Raw genomic sequence first — 16,980 nt, 5'->3', positions numbered from 1 at the left:
CCGGTGATGGGTGGTCATCCTTTTTCTTATTAGGTATGTATGTTTAATCTATTTCTTTATATAAGGGCAAATAAATGGTGAACGATGTTCCTTTGTTCACTTCGCTCTGTACCACGATTTTCCCTTTGTATTTTTGAACGATGGAATAACAAACGGTCAGACCGATACCGGTTCCCCTATCTTTAAGCGAGTAAAATGGGGTGCCGAGTATTTCAAGCTGCTCTTTTGATAAACCTATTCCTGTATCCGTTATTCGTATTTTTGCCATAGTGCGTTCCTGCTCTGTTTCCACCTTGATGAATCCGGGTTTGTTCATTGACTCAATTCCATTTTTCATGATATTGACCAGTATCTGTTTAAGCTCGATGGGATTTATGTTAATGTGCAGGTCGTCACGGAAATCGAGAAGAAAGCCGATGTTGCGATTATTGGCAAAACTGGTCAATAGGTCGGAAATCTTTTGGATTTCATCATTTAAAGGAATGACCTGTACATTATCCGTTTGCGGTTTAGCTAAAGACAAATAGTCATTGATAATTACTTGTGTATATTCAAGTTCCGTAAGCATGGTCTGTACATAAAATTTTTCCGTTTCATTCAGTTCCTTCTCTTGATCTAATAGCTGGGCAAACCCTTTAACGACTGTAATCGGATTACGTATCTCATGTGCAATGGTGGCAGCTAGCTGTCCGACTGAGTTCAATTGCTTGGCCTGCTGTATTTCTTTATGAAATGCATTATTGGATTCCATCCTATTATTGGTTCCTATGAATACGAATACCAATATGATTTGTATAGCGATGAAATTAAGCGTGTTGCCGAAACTATCCAAAGCGACATATTCATAAGTGTGTTGAAGATCCGTTTTTGAAATGATCAAGATGGAAGCGGGACCTAATATGATATTTAAAGTGGCCACAATATAAAACCCGATCTTATCAAAGAGAAAAATGGGAAACAAGGGTGCTATAGCAAATAAGGCCAGCATGATGGCAGTATCCGGGAATATCCAAAATTTGCTATAAAAATAAACAGTAATTAAAAAAATGAATAGGGTTTTATAAAAATTGACTTCTGTTTTTAAGAAAAATAACAGAGAAATTATCATCCCCGATATTAAAATGACCTGTAATGTCATCTCGTAGGGATTATCTTTCCAACTTATAGGTGATACAGAAATCCCAACTAATAGTAAAAAGGATATCATTGCCATGAAAGCCTTCAGTATAAATCGGTGTTTGTTTTGATAATATTGATAATTTTTTAACATAATTCCCCTTAGTATTAATATTCTGTTTGCTTAATAGTAATATGATACTAGTTTTTTGTAAATCAGAAAAAGATAGATTTTGTCATCGATAACCTTTATATCTATATTTTGGAAAGGTAAAGGATTTAAGGAAAACATCCTGTCCGGGCCACAAAGGTGTGTCAACATTGGTACATCCTATCTAATATCTGGAATTTAGCGCCTATAAGTTTGGTTTTATTATAGGCATGGAAGACTTAAATTGTTTGAATAAGAAGCATGACTTGCATAAAGCGGAGTAAGGAGTTAAGAAATGCGGAGGGTTTGGAAATATTTAGTTATAATCATTTGGACGATCGTTTTTTTCTACCATTTCAATATGTACATGCCAAGAAACATTTTATATTTTTTTAGAAAAAGAGGCTTTTAGGAGGCTTCTTACCATTAATCAAACAATAAAGTTTTCATTCAACTTTTTGGTTGGGTAGAACGAACTGCATGAATGCCCTGCTTTTGATAGGTTATTTTAACCATTTTAACTACTATATTATTTCTTTACATTATATTCGCTGTAGATTCACATTCCCCTTTTAAAATAATGGTAATAATAGGAGGGAGAGAGGGAAATGAAAACGAATCTAAAGAAATTCGGTTTTTGTATGATGAGTGCGGCCTTTATATTGCAGGCTACTTCAATGGGGGCCTCCGCTGCAAATGGAAGTCATTCCAATTCATCTATTCATGAGAAAAAAATTGTGAATGTCGCACATAGGGGAGCTTCTGGTTATGCACCTGAACATACCATTCCCGCTTATCAAATGGGAGAACAAATGAAAGGCGACTACATAGAAATCGATCTTCAAATGACCAAGGATGGTAGATTGGTAGCAATGCATGATGAAAAAGTGGATCGTACAACGAATGGTACTGGGCTTGTGAAGGATTTAACGCTGGCAGAAATCAAGAAACTGGACGCCGGTACTTGGTTCAATGAAAAATATCCACAATTGGCAAAAGAGGGATATGAAGGGTTAAAGGTCCCTACTCTTGAAGAAGTCTTTAAGAAGTTTGGAAAGAAGGCCAATTACTATATCGAAACAAAGTCCCCTGATGTGTATCCAGGGATGGAAGAAGAACTTCTGCAGGTTCTCGAAGAATATAAAATGGTGGATTCGAAGGGCCGTACAAAGAATGTATTAATACAATCGTTCAGTCAAGAAAGCCTTATGAAGGTTCATGACTTGAATCCAAGGTTACCTCTTGTGCAACTTTTTTCTTACAAGAACCAAGCAACCATTTCCGATGAAGAATTGGAATCCATAAAGGAATATGCAGTTGGCGTTGGCCCGAACTTCAGTAAAGTTGACGGACAATATGTGAAGATGGTTCGAAACCATGACCTCCAATTCCATCCATATACAGTAAATGAAAGAGCCGATATGAAAAAGGCGCTTGAGTGGGGTGCAACGGGGCTGTTTACGAATTATCCCGATGTGTTCAACGAGGTACTAAGTGAGTATAAGCACAAAGATAATGGAAATAAAGTTACTAAATAAATGGTTTCAAATGTGAGTTCCGGTTTCCGGGGCTTTTTTTTGTCATCCAGGTGTAGCATAATGGGCGATTAATTCTTGCGGAAATTAGATGTCCATAGGCTTAGTAGTCTTTCGGACGGGTATATAAAATAAATCAAGAAAATTTTAGGAGGTTGATTATGAAGGCTGTAACTTTTCAAGGAGCAAAAGATATACAGGTAAAACAGGTTGAAGATCCGAAACTTCAGGAAAAGGATGATATTATCGTCCGAGTGACTTCAACAGCTATATGCGGGTCCGACCTCCATATATATCAGGGGGCTTTGCCGACGCATAAAGATTATGTCATTGGCCATGAACCGATGGGCATCGTCGAAGAAGTGGGTCCGGAAGTGACAAAGGTGAAAAAAGGGGACAGGGTTGTCCTGCCTTTCAACATTTCTTGCGGGCACTGTTATTATTGTGAACATGATATGGAGAGTCAATGTGATAATTCCAACCCTAATGAAGCGGTGGATACAGGCGGGTACTTTGGTTTTACGGAACGATATGGGAACTATCCAGGCGGGCAGGCAGAATATTTAAGGGTACCATATGGAAACTTCATGCCGTTTGTCATCCCAGAGTCATGTGAACTAGAAGATGAGTCGCTTTTGTTCATGTCCGATGTGCTGCCAACCGCATATTGGAGTGTAGAGAACGCCGGCGTCAATAAAGATGATACGGTAGCGATATTGGGCTGTGGACCGATTGGCTTGATGGCTCAGAAGTTCGCTTGGATGAAAGGAGCAAAAAGGGTCATTGCCATCGACAATCTACCTTATAGACTCAATAAGGCTAAACGGATGAATAAGGTAGAGGCGTATAACTTCGATGAATATAACGATATGGGCAGCTACATTAAGGAAATCACTTCAGGCGGGGCCGATGTAGTCATAGATTGTGTGGGAATGGATGGGAAGAAATCGACGATAGAGGCGATTGAGCAAAAGCTGAAACTTCAGGGTGGAACGTTAAGTGCGATCGAGATTGCCCTTAACGCCGTACGTAAATTCGGCACGATCCAACTGACTGGCGTATACGGTTCGAAATATAATATGTTCCCATTAGGCAATATATTTGAGCGGAACATTAACCTGAAAATGGGACAAGCACCGGTCATTCACTACATGCCAAAGCTTTTTGATGAAATCACGGCTGGAAAGTTCGACCCCACGGAAATCATATCCCATAAAGTCCCTCTCGAAAAAGCGAGTGAAGCTTATCAAATCTTTAATGATCACGAAGATGAATGCATTAAAGTGGTGCTAAAGCCATAATGTGATGGCATACTTACAATAAGGCAGTTCACGTTTGAAATGAAAAATATTCACAGTTAGCTGTCTTATTTTCCTTGTTCTTGTTCTTTGCTCTTCCCCCAATAACCGTCAATGATGATAACTAAAATATTAAATGAATGGATAGAATTAATATACCTATAAACTTCAAAAAGGCTCTTAACTAATAAGAGCCTTTTTCCATGCATAATTACTCTATATTCAAGTAAGGCTGATTCTTCCTTTTTTGAATCGATTGAGACCGGGCTAGATAATCCCATAGGTGTTAACCTTAATAATGAATTTTATGGTAACTCAAATGCTTAAAAGATACTATAAAAATAGACCAACAATAATAACTCAATCAATTATTTTGAAAAGATTTCTTTTGCATTGTCCAAGGCCATTTTATTTCCTAGTGCTGAATAGTCAAGCCATGGCTGGTCCGGAACTACGTAAACATGTTTTCCTTTAACTGCTTTCAACCCTTTCCAAATGGGTGTATCTTCTAACTGCTTAAAAGCTGTCTGAGACTCATCGTCACCGTTGACAATGACAAATATAGCATCTGCATCGAAATCTGGAAGAACTTCTAGAGATATGACTTCGTAAGGCAGATTTTTATCAATGTCTTCAACACCATTAGCAGGTTTAAAACCTAAATCCTGAAATAAGATAGGTCCCATTGGTCGTTTAGTACTAAATACTCGTAATTCCTTCGCCGTAACGCGCATTGCCATAACTTTACTGCCTTCACCAAGTTTATTTTCAATTAAATCTTTCACTTCTTTTGTTTGTTTTTCATAATCTGAAATGAACTTTTCTGCTTGCCGTTGACGATCGACAAGTTTACCTACGGACTTTAAATGATCTCTCCATGTTCCTTCATCAAGATTAAATACATGAGTCGGTGCGATTTTTTCATATTTTGATACATCTTGTCCTGAAAATTCCTTATCAAGATAAATCACAGAAGGGCTTAGTTCAATCAACGCTTCCATATCTGGATCTTTCACAGGTCCAAGCTTTTCCGTATCTTTTAATTGATCCTTCACATGAGGCAGAAAATCCTTTAATTCTCCACCAATAACAGAACCAACTGGAGTTATACCTAATGCAAGCAAATCATTTGTTAGGTGAATGGAAAGTGAAGCGATTCTAGGTTCTTCGCTCCCAGGTTTATTTTTTTGTGCTGATTTACCATCATTTGAAGAAGTTTGTCCGCAAGCCGACAAAATAAGAATTAACATAATGCCATATAAAATAGTAAGTTTCTTGTTCATTTTTTCCCCTTATTGAAAATTTATTTTGTTTTTGTGAGCAAATAAAGAAAATACGGAGCCCCTATAGCAGCGACCACTATACCAGCTGGAATAGCATTTGGCTGAAATATGGACCGACCAATGGTATCCGCAAGCACCAAAATAATGAGGCCTATAAGTCCTGCAACAGGAAGGAAATGTTGGTACATTGGGCCAACAAGCCGACGGGCAAGATGAGGGGCGACGAGACCAATAAATCCAATACCACCGGCCATCGCTACACTTGCACAGGACAAACCAACAGCAGTTACTAGCATCAGCAAACGCTGTTTTTGAACGGAAGCACCAAGTCCGGCTGCTACGTCATCACCAAGGGATAAGGCATTTAATGTGTTGGATTGGAACCAAGCATAAGGTGCTAAAATAAGGATCCACGGAAAAAGGGCAATAACATGAATCCAATCTCTTCCCCATACATTTCCAACTAACCATCTTGAAGCAAATGAGTAGGTTTCTTCATCAAGACGAAGAGACAGAAAAAGTGTAATAGCACTAAAACCAGCAGAAATCGCAATTCCAACGAGAATAAGTCGAATGGGCGGTATGCCTTTGTAACGATCAAAGGCAAGTAAAACAATAAGAAAAGCAGTTAAGACTCCGCCTGAAAAGGTAAATAACGGTATAAGAATTGATGCTTTTTCATCTAATGAATGAAAATATGTAACAAAGATAATGAGACCAAAGGACGCACCTGCATGTAAGCCTAAAATTCCTGGATCTGCCAAAGGGTTACGTGATAAACCTTGTAAGATTGCACCAGAAATTCCTAATCCAACTCCCGCCAACATGGTAATCAAGATTCGCGGCATACGGTAATCAAACAGTACAGTAGAACTTTTAAAATCACCGTAACCAAAAAGCGTTTGGATTACTTTTAAAGGTGAAATCCGCAATGTACCGGTATTCAAGCTTATCAGTACTGCAACTATACTCATTAAAATAAATACCATGGTAACTGTATATGCCCTCTTGTTGTCTGCATTCATAAGGTATTTCACCTATAAGTTCCTCCCTACTTTACGAGCAATATAGAGAAAAAAAGGAACACCGACAAGGGCTACCATTATACCAATAGCCAGCTCTCTAGGTGGGTTCAACGTACGTGCTCCCAGATCAGCCAGTATTAACAGTATCGAACCCAGTAATGCTGACATTGGGATGATGAGCTGATAATATCCTCCAACCAATTTTCGTGAAATATGTGGGATTACAAGTCCAACAAAACCTATTGAACCAACGGCCGAAACAGAAACTCCTGCCAGAATAACCGCTATTATCATTCCGAGTATTCTGATACGATTCGTATTCACACCAAGATTGGTGGAAATATCGTTGCCCATGGAAATAAGTGACACAGACCGCCCTAACGATATTGCCCAAAAAATAGCGATAAGAATGATAGGAACTAATACTTTCAAATGATTCCACTTTATCCCCGCAACACCTCCCGCATACCAAAATGCTAAATCTTGACTCAAATCATAATAAATAGCCACTCCTGAACTAAGTGAATGTAAGAGAGCTGCTATCACTGCACCTGAGATTGTTAATCGAATGGGTGTTAATCCTCCTGGCACAGATGATCCAATAACAAAAATGCATAATGTACTCAATACAGCTCCAATAAATGAAAAAAGCATCAAAAGAGAATATGGAATGTTTGGAAAGAAAGCAAAACTAAGGGCTACCACAAACATTGACCCTGCGTTAATTCCAAGTATTCCTGCATCAGCTAAGGGATTGTGGGTTACTCCTTGCATTAATGCACCTGCAACTGCAAAAGCTGCTCCGACTAATGCTGCGCCAATAACCCGTGGGAGCCGTAGTTCGTGGATAATCTGTTGCTGTGTCAGTGTGGGGTTATAATTAAAAACCGCTGACCACACGGTATTGAAGGTAACCTCTTTTGCCCCAAATGTTACAGCCAAAAACATGGACACCACCAATCCAAGAATCACCAGGATGAATAAACACATTAACAGAAAAACATTTGAACGATTTTTAAATTCCTTTAGCGAGAGAGTATGTAACATTCGTTAGTTCATCCTTTACTTTTCAATAAATGAAATTGATAATCATTTTCAGGATGAGTATAACTTTACTCTTTGTTGAAATCAAACTATTTTTCAATATATTAAAATATTGAATGATTGATATATGTTTCCATAGCGCTTCTAAAGACAGTAGAATCCCATGGAAGAATTGAAGATTTGTAGATGATCAGAAGTACAAAAATAAGCGGATGAAACATTCAAAATCTATTATTATGATAAGGGGAAAAGTGAGTTGATGTTTTAAAAAGACACGTTGCCAAGTGATCTTGAATAAGGGTTTTTGGTAAGGGAATGGAGTAATTATATTATATAATGATAATGACAAAAGGAGGATGTTTCAGATGGTATATAACTCGGCAGCAGAACTTTGTGAAGGGTTTGGTTATCCGCCCGTTCACGTTAAATTGACGATAGAGATCATCGATAAGAGATTGGGACCTGTAAAGGCAGAAGCGGAGATTGCCATCAAGCCTGTTAAGGCAAAGGGATATCTGGAAGTATTGGTGGAAGAATTGGAATCGGAGCATATCTTTGCCGATGAAAATGGCAGTATCTATGGCAGCTTCGGCATCGATCAAAGCATCCAGATATATGATGAAGTCCTGACTACCATTCCGTTCGAAGAGATAATGGGAAATGAAAATTGGAAAGAGACAGTTGAGGAATCCATCACGGCGGATAAACTAAAGGAACAACTGGGAAAATCCCTAAATGATTATCAATTCAGTGATTTGAGCGGGAAATATAAATTCAGGAAAAGATGTACGATAACAGAACTCCAATTCATAGATTAAACGAAAGGAGAAGGCGATATGCTTTCTCTTTTTTACATATGGCCATAATATTTTTCCTTATGATAATCAAATTCTTGCAGTGACACAATCCGTGAGAACCTTTAACCATACACAAGGGGCGCTCAGTAGGTTTTTAATGGTTTCAACTTGCATTTATTATATTGCTTTACATAGGTTAATATATTGTTAAGGGCTTTTATAAGAAATAGAAACGAATATTTTAAAAGATAAAAAGGAGAATATATGAAAATTGGTTTGGTACGGCATTTTAAGGTGGCACATGAATTTCCTACTGGGAAATCTGTGACGGCGGATGATATGAAGCAATGGTTTGTGGACTATGATGCAGCGGATATTATTTATGGAACGACTTTATTTGGCGTAGAGGAATGGCAGGAATGTTATTGCAGTGATATGTCGAGAGCCGTCAAGACAGCGGAACACATCTTTCCAGGCACGGTTCATCGGATGGAGGAGCTGCGGGAAATACCTTCTCCCCCTCTGAGAGGAAGGATTAAGCTGCCGTTCATCCTTTGGGCCATCTGGATTCGCTGCTGCTCGGTGATCAACAAGCAGACAAGGGCGGAAATTAAGTTTGCTGAGCAAAGAATCAATAAAGTATTGGATGAAGTCTTTGCAAAAGGGGAAAGGAATGTTCTGATCGTGAGTCATGCCGCCCTCATGGTATATATGAGGAAAGAGCTGATCCGACGGGGGTTCACCGGTCCAAAGTTCAAGATTGCCGGTAATGGAAAATTGTATGTATTTGAAAGCGGAAAAGGGAAATGAATATATGGTTCCCCACCGGAAAAGATAAGCCATTTTGTGAAGAAAGAGGCATGCATTTTCCGAATAGTTATTCTTTTTTTATTGGTTGTGGTTTATTATTGTAATAGTGTAATTTTTACGAATTCAATATTGGGGAAAGAGGGGTGGACATTTTGCTGAAGGCAGTTTTTTTTGATTTAGATGATACATTACTATGGGATCAGAAAAGTGTAAAAGAGGCTTTTGTGGCCACATGCGAAGTTGCCAAGGAGAAATATGGTCTGAATGTCGACGAGTTTGAAGAAGCGGTGCGGAAGGAAGCGCGTGATCTTTATTCTTCTTACGATACATATGCATTCACTCAAATGATCGGAATCAACCCATTTGAGGGACTATGGGGGAATTTTCAGGATGATCATGATGAATTCCGGAAGATGGCCGGGATTGTACCGGCTTATCGGAAAGAAGCGTGGACGAGGGGCTTGAAGGCATTAGGGATCGATGACCCGGAATTTGGGCTTGAACTGGCAGAACGTTTCCCGGCCGAAAGACGCAAAAAGCCATTTATCTATGAAGAAACATTCCGTGTTCTGGATGAATTAAAAGGGAAGTACAAATTGCTATTGCTTACGAACGGATCTCCTGAGCTGCAAAATACCAAACTTGAAATAACGCCTGAACTGGTTCCTTATTTCGACCAAATCGTGATTTCAGGCGCATTTGGACGAGGTAAACCGGATGCCTCCATTTTTGAGCACGCTTTGGAAATCATGGAGCTTGATAAGGATGAAGTATTGATGGTTGGCGATAATTTAATGACCGATATCCTTGGAGCATCACGGGTAGGCATAAAGTCGGTTTGGATAAATCGCCATGATAAGGAACGGAATGAAGTGATTCCAACCTACGAAATCACGCATTTAGAAGAGCTTTTCCCTATCCTTGAGAGCCTGGGGAATTAATTGGCGGTCCTCCTCCAAATAACAAATTTTTAGATGATTGCAGAGAAAATACTAGGTCTTTTAAATTATTTACAGAATGAAAAGGGTGAGATATAGTTACCCTGTAATCAATTAAATTATTCAGACTAGGGGTGTCCAATAAAAGTTGGGCTGAGAGAGAAGCGCTTAAGCTTCTTAACCCTCAGGACCTGATCTGGTTCATACCAGCGTGGGGAAGTTAGAAATCTACTAAACGATGACCTTTCAATTGGTCATTTCTGTAGTCATACTAACGTTAGCCGGGTCTTAAATATGAGACCTGGCTTTTTCGTGCGAAATGGATTGGATTTTGTCCTTTTTAAATGAACTTAAAAAGGAGAAATGAAATCATGAAGAGTAATTCAGTAAATGACATGAACGTTTCAATTATGTCCAGTTTTGCCGGGAGTAAAAAAGTGTATGTTGAGGGATCTAGACCCGATATTAAAGTACCTATGCGTGAAATTGAGCTAAGTCCGACGACAGGGGCATTCGGCGAAGAGGAGAACCCGCCTTTACGTGTATATGATACAAGCGGCTTCTATACGGATTCAGAATATCCGATTGATATTCATAAAGGCCTTGCCCCGATTAGACGCAGCTGGGTTCTGGAACGGGAAGATGTTGAAGAGTATGAAGGGCGTGAAATAAAGCCGGAAGATAACGGATATAGAAAAGTGGAGTCACAATCCAATGCCGAAGTTTTTCCGGGATTGAAAAGAAAACCATTGCGTGCGGTGAAAGGGAAAAACGTAACCCAGCTCCATTATGCCCGCAAAGGGATCATTACTCCAGAAATGGAGTTCATTTCGATCAGGGAAAATGTAGCTCCTGAGTTTGTAAGGGAAGAGGTAGCTAGCGGGCGGGCAATCATTCCGGCAAATATTAACCATCCTGAAAGTGAGCCCATGATCATCGGACGTAATTTTCACGTGAAGATAAATGCGAATATTGGAAACTCAGCTGTCAGTTCATCGATCGAAGCTGAAGTGGAGAAAATGACTTGGGCTACACGATGGGGTGCAGACAACATAATGGATCTTTCCACAGGAAAGAATATTCACACGACGCGGGAATGGATTATCAGGAATTCACCTGTGCCGGTTGGGACGGTTCCGATATATCAAGCATTGGAAAAAGTGAATGGGGTCGCGGAAGATTTAAATTGGGAAGTATTCCGGGATACATTAATCGAGCAGGCTGAGCAAGGTGTCGATTACTTCACCATACACGCTGGTGTGCTTTTGCGATACATCCCCATGACAGCAAAGCGAGTTACGGGTATTGTTTCCCGGGGAGGCTCCATCATGGCACAATGGTGCTTGGCCCACCACCAAGAAAGCTTTCTCTATACACACTTTGAAGAGATTTGTGAAATCATGAAGACGTATGATGTTTCTTTCTCATTAGGTGACGGTCTCCGTCCGGGATCCATTGCAGATGCAAACGATGAGGCACAATTTGCGGAATTGGATACACTTGGGGAATTGACGAAGATTGCTTGGAAGCACGATGTTCAAGTCATGGTGGAGGGACCCGGTCACGTACCGATGCATTTGATTAAAGAAAATATGGATAAACAGCTGGAAGTCTGTCAAGAAGCACCATTCTATACCCTGGGACCATTGACGACGGACATAGCTCCTGGATACGACCATATCACTTCTGCGATTGGTGCTGCCATGATTGGATGGTTTGGAACGGCCATGCTTTGCTATGTGACACCGAAAGAGCATTTGGGACTTCCGAATAAAGAGGATGTCCGGGTAGGGGTCATTACTTATAAAATTGCAGCACACGCAGCTGATCTTGCAAAAGGCCATCCGCAGGCAAGAAAACGGGATGATGCCCTTTCGAAGGCTAGATTCGAATTTCGTTGGAGAGATCAGTTCAATCTTTCCCTTGATCCTGAAAGGGCGGTTGAATATCACGATGAAACTCTTCCGGCAGAAGGTGCCAAAACAGCCCATTTCTGTTCAATGTGCGGACCGAAATTCTGCAGTATGAGAATCTCTCAGGACATCCGTGATTTGGCGAAGGAAAAGGGTCTGGGCTTTGAGTCGGTAATCGATGAAGGGCTTAAAGAAAAAGCGAATGAATTTAGGAAAACGGATGGAAAAATCTATCAATGATTCCGACGAGAGGGAGAATTCGATGAATCGGGTAATCCAGATAAAAGTTGAAATGAAACAGTTGGAAACTCAATTGGAGCAGCTAAAAAGGGAGCTGAACATTTTTCGGGAGAATTGCAACCATGAATTTGTGAAAAATGATTATAGTCAACAATGTACAAAGTGCCACTTGATCGAAAGTCTTCAATGGTAATGATTCCTTAATCGTCATTATGGAATGAATCCCTTAATCATGTTGATTAGATTACAAAACATGATTAAGGGGATCTATCATTACTATTTACATACTTGTTTTATTGATATGAAGGGGAGGAGGGACAAGCCATCCTTTTTCCTTATTCAATCTTAGGAAGTCAGCACCCAATGCAGCTTTGTTGGTATGGAATTGCGCAAACATCTGTGCAATATCTTCGCGGATGCATTGACCCATCATTTGGCTGCAAGCAACTAATCCTGCATTAATATCGATTGATACTGAAGCGGAGATTTCAGGATCTTGAAGACGTGCCCCGACGGGAATATCCTCCAAATTAGCTTTAGGCCTTTCAGGTGGTGAGGGAGGCAGTCCTACGTTATTTTCTTTTAATAATGATTCAAGTTGGTCATGTTCCTGTTTCCCTTGATCGATCACTTCAACAAGCAATTTATGCAGGTCTTTGTCGCCAGTATGATTAAGCATGGTTTGATGACAGGCAATCAAACCTTTTGTAGTTGTTAGAAATGCCCATGTTCCAAAAACCTCTCCGTAATGCATAGGCTCATCTTTCGGATTTCCGCTTAAAATTCCCATAACCATCCTCCTTGAAATTCATTAACGAATTTAAGTTACCCTGAATTCATCCAAGCATGCATCGTTGGTGTTTGGGAAATGTTAGAGGGCTTTTAATGCTTACCCTTTTATTCCTTGCAGCCATTCTTGATAACATTCATCACACAGCATTTCGTTTCTATCCGTGTCAGTAATTTGAAATGTTACTATATGGATTTTTTTTTCTTCCGTGACATCACTACAATAGAAGCATTGATGTGTCATTAGAAATCCTCCCATGTATATAAAGTGTTTATAGTTTAAAGCGCCACGGTTTTTTTATACAGAAAAAATGATGCAGCAGTTTATTGGTCTTCTTGGAAGAGTTTAGATTGAATAATCCGGTTGGGGTTTAACATACTAAACGTGTTCGCTTGATTGATAAAATGAGGAGGGAAATACAATGCAAAACCAATATCAACAAGGTCAAGTACACCAGAACATGCAAACGGGTGCCATCCCCCCACAATTGAATCACGGTGGTCACGAAGTATTCGATGTACATGAAGTGCTGTCGGGAGCGATCGGTACTTTAAACACGTATACCCTTTTGCGTCAGCATGTCCAAGATCAGGAATTACTCGACATTCTGGATCGTCAATATCAGTTCATCCAAGATGAATATAATATTTCATTGGAGTGCTTCCAAACGGGCCAGGATCCTTCTAAACCAACTCAGAGCTACAAAATGAATCAAGGTAACGATTTTATATATGGATTGACACCAACTCAGCCAAAAAAACCATTGCAATCCGTATCGGAAATTACGGATGAATGCATTTCAGGCTTGATGCTTGCGGCTGTTAAGTCTGCGGCATCCATGAAGGCGATGGCAGCGCTTGAAATAACGAATCCGGTGGTTCGCCGCGTATTTGCAGATTCCGTTCCGAACTGCATTGAAATGGCCTATGAGATTTCGATATATCAAAACAAACATCATTATTACCAAGTTCCGCAGCTTGCACAGCAGGATATGCAACAAATGATGAATTCGTATGCCCCCGCACAAGGAAATAACAACAACATGAGTCATTAAAAGCATTTATTAATAACATAAAGAAGGGATAGGACTGATTCTCCTATCCCTTCTTTATCATTGTTTCATCTGATTTATTTCCTGAATGCATTCCTGGACCAGGGTAACAGCCTGACTCATGGTTGCTCCTCCGCCAAATGCCGCGGTCACACCAATGGCTTCAAGAATCTCTTGTTCGGAACAGCCTTGATCAAGACATCCTTTTGTATGATAGATAATACAGTATTCATCTTGGGAATATAAGCTTATTCCTAGTGCGATAAGCTGTTTTTCTTTCTTGGACAATTGACCTTCTTTAAAGCACTCTTCCGTAAACGAATTGAATTTCTCAGCAAGATCTGGCATTTTATGCGTAAAGACACCGATTCCAGCTTTATAATCACGAAGAGCATTTTCAGTAGAATTGTTCGCTTCATATTCCATTTTTCATTCAGCTCCATCCAAAATTTTTTCATCAAAAATTAGTATGAACTAAATGTTGGACGATTAAACAGAAACGCAGGAGTTTACCGAAGTAATCATGAAACCGCCTTCCTACAAGGCAAGTGACCCCTTGGGCCGGGTGGCTTTGAACCATTGATAGCAAAGGATGCATATAAGTGCAACGTCAATGGCATCACCGGCATAGTACATTAACATTCCGCCATTTTCCGCTTGTTCCTTTGTGACTCCGCTTGGAGGATGGGCAAAAATATACTTAGAAAGGATATCATGGCCTGCCAGTGAAATTGTAAATACGATAGCTCGAAACATGAAGCTGAACCTGTGGGGGGCAGGGTCCATATAAATCATAGACGCAGTGAATAGATAGCCCGCTATGAACACGTGAAAATGCACTAATGCATGCAGAAGGGCATTCTGATGCATCAACCCGTACATACCAGTCGTATAAAGGATCCAAAGCCCTCCAATATTAAGCGCAGAGGCAGTGATTGGATTGCTTAAAAATCGCAGCGGCCAACTTTTCAACACCTTTGAAAGGCGTCTTGCTGATTGTACATCAAGTGTTCGCAGTGCAAGCGTAATGGGTGCAGAAAGCACAAGCAGTATGGGTGCAATCATTCCAAGCAGTAAATGACCAACCATATGCGCCGTGAAGTCCATATGCGCACGATTGGCTATTGGGCCTATGATTGCAGAGGCTGCACAGAGAGTGCCAAGAATCCAAAAGAAGGAACGGTATAATGGCCATTTTTTATAGCGGCGGTTCGAAATGATGACAGCTGCGATATAAATCACTAAACCCGGCATGAGTAGCATCAATAAAATCGGTTCAAAACCAGTTCCATTATCATGAATATGTCCATTACTGTGCATTGCTGGCGTCTTCTTTCATTTTAAGTAAGCTGCGCCTTGTTTGAATGACGAGGGTAATGCCGATCAAGATCATGATTGTGGCGGCAATGTTCCAAGTCAAGTCGTATGGGAAAATATCGACATTGTAACGGATTTGATGGAGGCGCATGAGCTTGTGCTGGATGATTCCGTCATATAACTGGAAAGAACCTGCCCCGAGCAAAACTCCCCCTATCCACCTTTTCAGCCATAATCCCTTTCGACGGCGAAGGTCAGCGAACATGAATAACGACCCGACCGTTGCGAACCAGCTTAGGGCATGAAATAAACCATCCGAGACAAGCCCGATACTGGTTGTGGACTTGTCATAGAAATGGTGCCAATGTAATAGTTGATGAAAGATGGCTTCATCGATGAATGCAACCAATCCGATCCCGAATAGAAAACCGGACCATAGGTTACGAGCGGAATAAGTATAACGTAATTCTGAAATGGATTGATCTCTTTGATTTCGGGGCTTGAAATCCATTTTCCATCCTCCTTTTTCCTATATATGGTTCTTTCTACTTTACCCTGTATTTTAAAGTTATAGACAGGTAAATGGACCTTTTATATATCTTATTTATTGAGCGATTCATAGCACAAAGAAAATCCTTGGCTTTTTAGTTCAGGCATCAATGTTAATGGTATGTAAATTTCTTCTAATTATTGTTCGTTATAACTGAATTATGGTTTTAAGCATGTACAGGCGGGTAATAAAAAACCGTACATCATATAAAAAAAGGAGGAGTTAATATGTTTCGCCATCAAAAAGAATTGCAATTTGAAGTTAAGGTAGATCGACCAGATCCGATGCTTGCCCGTCAAATTCAGGAAGTGTTAGGTGGACAGTTTGGGGAAATGACTGTCATGATGCAATATCTTTTTCAGGGATTTAACTGCCGTGGAGAAGAAAAATACAAAGATATGCTGATGGATATCGGTACAGAGGAAATTGGACATGTAGAGATGCTTTGTTCACTCATTAGTCAATTGCTTGATGGCGCTTCTCCGGAAGATCAAGCAGAAGCCGCAAAAGATCCTGCTACAGCAGCGATTATGGGTGGTATCAATCCCCAGCATTTGCTCGTAAGCGGTCTTGGCGGACTGCCAACCAACTCGAATGGGGTGCCTTGGAACGGATCTTATATCGTAGCCAGCGGAAATTTATTAGCGGACATGCGATCCAATCTGCATGCTGAAAGCCAAGGACGCCTTCAAGTGGCCCGTTTATATCATATGACCAAAGATGAAGGGGTACGTGCTACCTTCCGTAAAATGTTAGCCCGTGATCGTTACCACCAATATCAATGGATGGCGGCCATTGCAGAACTTGAAGAAAAAAATGGCGTGGTGGTTCCCGCATCATTCCCACCGGAAGCGGAAATGGAATCTCAACCGGAAGCGTACGAATTCTGGAACTTGTCGGAAGGTAATGAATCGGCAGACGGCCTGTGGGCAACAGGAAGCGCCCCAGATGGTACGGGAGATTTTGTTTATGTAGCTGAACCAGTTGCAAAAGGACAGATTCCTAACCCTAAGGTTCCGGCAGCACAATTGCATCATGACCTGGATAGAAGTCAATCGCTTAATAAAAGGTAATATAAACTTTTCAAAAAAAGCTCGATGGCCCCGAAAGGGACATCGACTT

At 40.4% G+C, this 16,980-nt stretch carries 18 protein-coding genes and 1 riboswitch; of the genes, 9 read left to right on the top strand and 9 right to left on the bottom strand.

The annotated features are described in order from the left end of the window. Positions 1-43 precede the first annotated feature (43 nt). Positions 44-919: an ATP-binding protein gene (locus ACFX4H_RS11510; RefSeq protein WP_377435270.1), complete on the bottom strand. Its 876-nt coding sequence runs from the start codon at positions 917-919 to the stop codon at positions 44-46. Positions 920-1,875: 956 nt separating this feature from the next. Here ACFX4H_RS11510 and ACFX4H_RS11505 point away from each other — a divergent pair. Further along, on the top strand, positions 1,876-2,805 hold the full coding sequence (locus ACFX4H_RS11505) for a glycerophosphodiester phosphodiesterase (RefSeq protein WP_377435269.1): 930 nt from the start codon (positions 1,876-1,878) through the stop codon (positions 2,803-2,805). A 158-nt stretch (positions 2,806-2,963) separates the two neighbouring features. Beyond that, positions 2,964-4,103: a zinc-dependent alcohol dehydrogenase gene (locus ACFX4H_RS11500; RefSeq protein ID WP_098864918.1), complete on the top strand. Its 1,140-nt coding sequence runs from the start codon at positions 2,964-2,966 to the stop codon at positions 4,101-4,103. A gap of 365 nt (positions 4,104-4,468) precedes the next feature. Here the strand turns inward: ACFX4H_RS11500 and ACFX4H_RS11495 are convergent, their stop codons facing one another. The 3 genes from ACFX4H_RS11495 to ACFX4H_RS11485 are packed head-to-tail and all read right to left on the bottom strand — an operon-like array spanning position 4,469 to position 7,398. Then, positions 4,469-5,383 (bottom strand): iron-hydroxamate ABC transporter substrate-binding protein, encoded by a 915-nt coding sequence (locus ACFX4H_RS11495; RefSeq protein ID WP_377435267.1) that lies wholly within the window; start codon positions 5,381-5,383, stop codon positions 4,469-4,471. A gap of 20 nt (positions 5,384-5,403) precedes the next feature. After that, a complete protein-coding gene (locus ACFX4H_RS11490; protein ID WP_371748484.1) occupies positions 5,404-6,408 on the bottom strand; it encodes a FecCD family ABC transporter permease in 1,005 nt (334 codons plus the stop codon). A 12-nt stretch (positions 6,409-6,420) separates the two neighbouring features. Continuing rightward, positions 6,421-7,398, bottom strand: a complete 978-nt coding sequence (locus ACFX4H_RS11485) for a FecCD family ABC transporter permease (protein ID WP_225989166.1) — start codon at positions 7,396-7,398, stop codon at positions 6,421-6,423. A gap of 419 nt (positions 7,399-7,817) precedes the next feature. On the opposite strand from ACFX4H_RS11485, the gene ACFX4H_RS11480 reads away from it, so the two are divergent. The 5 genes from ACFX4H_RS11480 to ACFX4H_RS11460 all read left to right on the top strand — a co-directional run bounded on the left by ACFX4H_RS11480 (position 7,818) and on the right by ACFX4H_RS11460 (position 12,343). Beyond that, complete coding sequence (locus ACFX4H_RS11480; protein WP_096340321.1) at positions 7,818-8,270, top strand: hypothetical protein; 453 nt, start codon at positions 7,818-7,820, stop codon at positions 8,268-8,270. 243 nt (positions 8,271-8,513) lie between these two features. Beyond that, complete coding sequence (locus tag ACFX4H_RS11475) at positions 8,514-9,059, top strand: histidine phosphatase family protein (protein ID WP_377435266.1); 546 nt, start codon at positions 8,514-8,516, stop codon at positions 9,057-9,059. Between the two features lie 152 nt (positions 9,060-9,211). Then, entirely contained in the window at positions 9,212-10,000 is a 789-nt protein-coding gene (locus tag ACFX4H_RS11470; RefSeq protein WP_063592066.1) for an HAD family hydrolase, read from the top strand. Positions 10,001-10,117: 117 nt separating this feature from the next. After that, positions 10,118-10,232: riboswitch (TPP riboswitch) on the top strand. Between the two features lie 136 nt (positions 10,233-10,368). Beyond that, on the top strand, positions 10,369-12,150 hold the full coding sequence (gene thiC / locus ACFX4H_RS11465) for a phosphomethylpyrimidine synthase ThiC (RefSeq protein WP_377435264.1): 1,782 nt from the start codon (positions 10,369-10,371) through the stop codon (positions 12,148-12,150). A 22-nt stretch (positions 12,151-12,172) separates the two neighbouring features. Next, positions 12,173-12,343: a hypothetical protein gene (locus tag ACFX4H_RS11460; protein ID WP_153246124.1), complete on the top strand. Its 171-nt coding sequence runs from the start codon at positions 12,173-12,175 to the stop codon at positions 12,341-12,343. A gap of 87 nt (positions 12,344-12,430) precedes the next feature. Here ACFX4H_RS11460 and ACFX4H_RS11455 read toward each other — a convergent pair whose 3' ends face one another. After that, complete coding sequence (locus ACFX4H_RS11455; protein ID WP_063577312.1) at positions 12,431-12,940, bottom strand: DUF3231 family protein; 510 nt, start codon at positions 12,938-12,940, stop codon at positions 12,431-12,433. Positions 12,941-13,039: 99 nt separating this feature from the next. Then, entirely contained in the window at positions 13,040-13,183 is a 144-nt protein-coding gene (locus ACFX4H_RS11450) for a hypothetical protein (protein ID WP_176548603.1), read from the bottom strand. A gap of 178 nt (positions 13,184-13,361) precedes the next feature. Here ACFX4H_RS11450 and ACFX4H_RS11445 point away from each other — a divergent pair, with 178 nt between their 5' ends. Then, positions 13,362-13,994 carry a spore coat protein gene (locus ACFX4H_RS11445; protein ID WP_063577311.1) on the top strand — a complete coding sequence of 211 codons (633 nt, stop codon included), beginning with the start codon at positions 13,362-13,364 and terminating at the stop codon, positions 13,992-13,994. 57 nt (positions 13,995-14,051) lie between these two features. Here ACFX4H_RS11445 and ACFX4H_RS11440 read toward each other — a convergent pair whose 3' ends face one another. From ACFX4H_RS11440 to ACFX4H_RS11430, 3 genes are all read right to left on the bottom strand, one after another. Beyond that, complete coding sequence (locus ACFX4H_RS11440; protein WP_034305272.1) at positions 14,052-14,417, bottom strand: carboxymuconolactone decarboxylase family protein; 366 nt, start codon at positions 14,415-14,417, stop codon at positions 14,052-14,054. Positions 14,418-14,528: 111 nt separating this feature from the next. Continuing rightward, a complete protein-coding gene (locus tag ACFX4H_RS11435) occupies positions 14,529-15,254 on the bottom strand; it encodes a cytochrome c oxidase assembly protein (protein WP_377435312.1) in 726 nt (241 codons plus the stop codon). Positions 15,255-15,300: 46 nt separating this feature from the next. Further along, positions 15,301-15,819, bottom strand: coding sequence for a DUF2243 domain-containing protein (locus ACFX4H_RS11430; RefSeq protein WP_063596621.1), 519 nt, complete (start codon positions 15,817-15,819; stop codon positions 15,301-15,303). Positions 15,820-16,085: 266 nt separating this feature from the next. Here ACFX4H_RS11430 and ACFX4H_RS11425 point away from each other — a divergent pair, with 266 nt between their 5' ends. Further along, on the top strand, positions 16,086-16,931 hold the full coding sequence (locus ACFX4H_RS11425) for a manganese catalase (RefSeq protein WP_034305265.1): 846 nt from the start codon (positions 16,086-16,088) through the stop codon (positions 16,929-16,931). Positions 16,932-16,980 lie beyond the last annotated feature (49 nt).

The sequence above is a fragment of the Peribacillus sp. YIM B13477 genome (assembly GCF_042787955.1).
GTDB classification, from domain to species: domain Bacteria; phylum Bacillota; class Bacilli; order Bacillales; family DSM-1321; genus Peribacillus; species Peribacillus frigoritolerans.
Note: the sequence above shows the minus strand (reverse complement) of the source record. Positions and strands in the feature narration are given on the sequence as shown.

Excerpts from the sequence above, each read along its gene's own strand:
- ACFX4H_RS11505 (WP_377435269.1), top strand. The coding sequence starts at position 1,876 with ATGAAAACGAATCTAAAGAAATTCGGTTTTTGTATGATGAGTGCGGCC.
- ACFX4H_RS11500 (WP_098864918.1), top strand. The coding sequence starts at position 2,964 with ATGAAGGCTGTAACTTTTCAAGGAGCAAAAGATATACAGGTAAAACAG.
- ACFX4H_RS11495 (WP_377435267.1), bottom strand. The coding sequence starts at position 5,383 with ATGAACAAGAAACTTACTATTTTATATGGCATTATGTTAATTCTTATT.
- ACFX4H_RS11490 (WP_371748484.1), bottom strand. The coding sequence starts at position 6,408 with ATGAATGCAGACAACAAGAGGGCATATACAGTTACCATGGTATTTATT.
- ACFX4H_RS11485 (WP_225989166.1), bottom strand. The coding sequence starts at position 7,398 with ATGTGTTTATTCATCCTGGTGATTCTTGGATTGGTGGTGTCCATGTTT.
- ACFX4H_RS11480 (WP_096340321.1), top strand. The coding sequence starts at position 7,818 with ATGGTATATAACTCGGCAGCAGAACTTTGTGAAGGGTTTGGTTATCCG.
- ACFX4H_RS11475 (WP_377435266.1), top strand. The coding sequence starts at position 8,514 with ATGAAAATTGGTTTGGTACGGCATTTTAAGGTGGCACATGAATTTCCT.
- thiC (WP_377435264.1), top strand. The coding sequence starts at position 10,369 with ATGAAGAGTAATTCAGTAAATGACATGAACGTTTCAATTATGTCCAGT.
- ACFX4H_RS11460 (WP_153246124.1), top strand. The coding sequence starts at position 12,173 with ATGAATCGGGTAATCCAGATAAAAGTTGAAATGAAACAGTTGGAAACT.
- ACFX4H_RS11455 (WP_063577312.1), bottom strand. The coding sequence starts at position 12,940 with ATGGGAATTTTAAGCGGAAATCCGAAAGATGAGCCTATGCATTACGGA.
- ACFX4H_RS11450 (WP_176548603.1), bottom strand. The coding sequence starts at position 13,183 with ATGACACATCAATGCTTCTATTGTAGTGATGTCACGGAAGAAAAAAAA.
- ACFX4H_RS11445 (WP_063577311.1), top strand. The coding sequence starts at position 13,362 with ATGCAAAACCAATATCAACAAGGTCAAGTACACCAGAACATGCAAACG.
- ACFX4H_RS11440 (WP_034305272.1), bottom strand. The coding sequence starts at position 14,417 with ATGGAATATGAAGCGAACAATTCTACTGAAAATGCTCTTCGTGATTAT.
- ACFX4H_RS11435 (WP_377435312.1), bottom strand. The coding sequence starts at position 15,254 with ATGCTACTCATGCCGGGTTTAGTGATTTATATCGCAGCTGTCATCATT.
- ACFX4H_RS11430 (WP_063596621.1), bottom strand. The coding sequence starts at position 15,819 with ATGGATTTCAAGCCCCGAAATCAAAGAGATCAATCCATTTCAGAATTA.
- ACFX4H_RS11425 (WP_034305265.1), top strand. The coding sequence starts at position 16,086 with ATGTTTCGCCATCAAAAAGAATTGCAATTTGAAGTTAAGGTAGATCGA.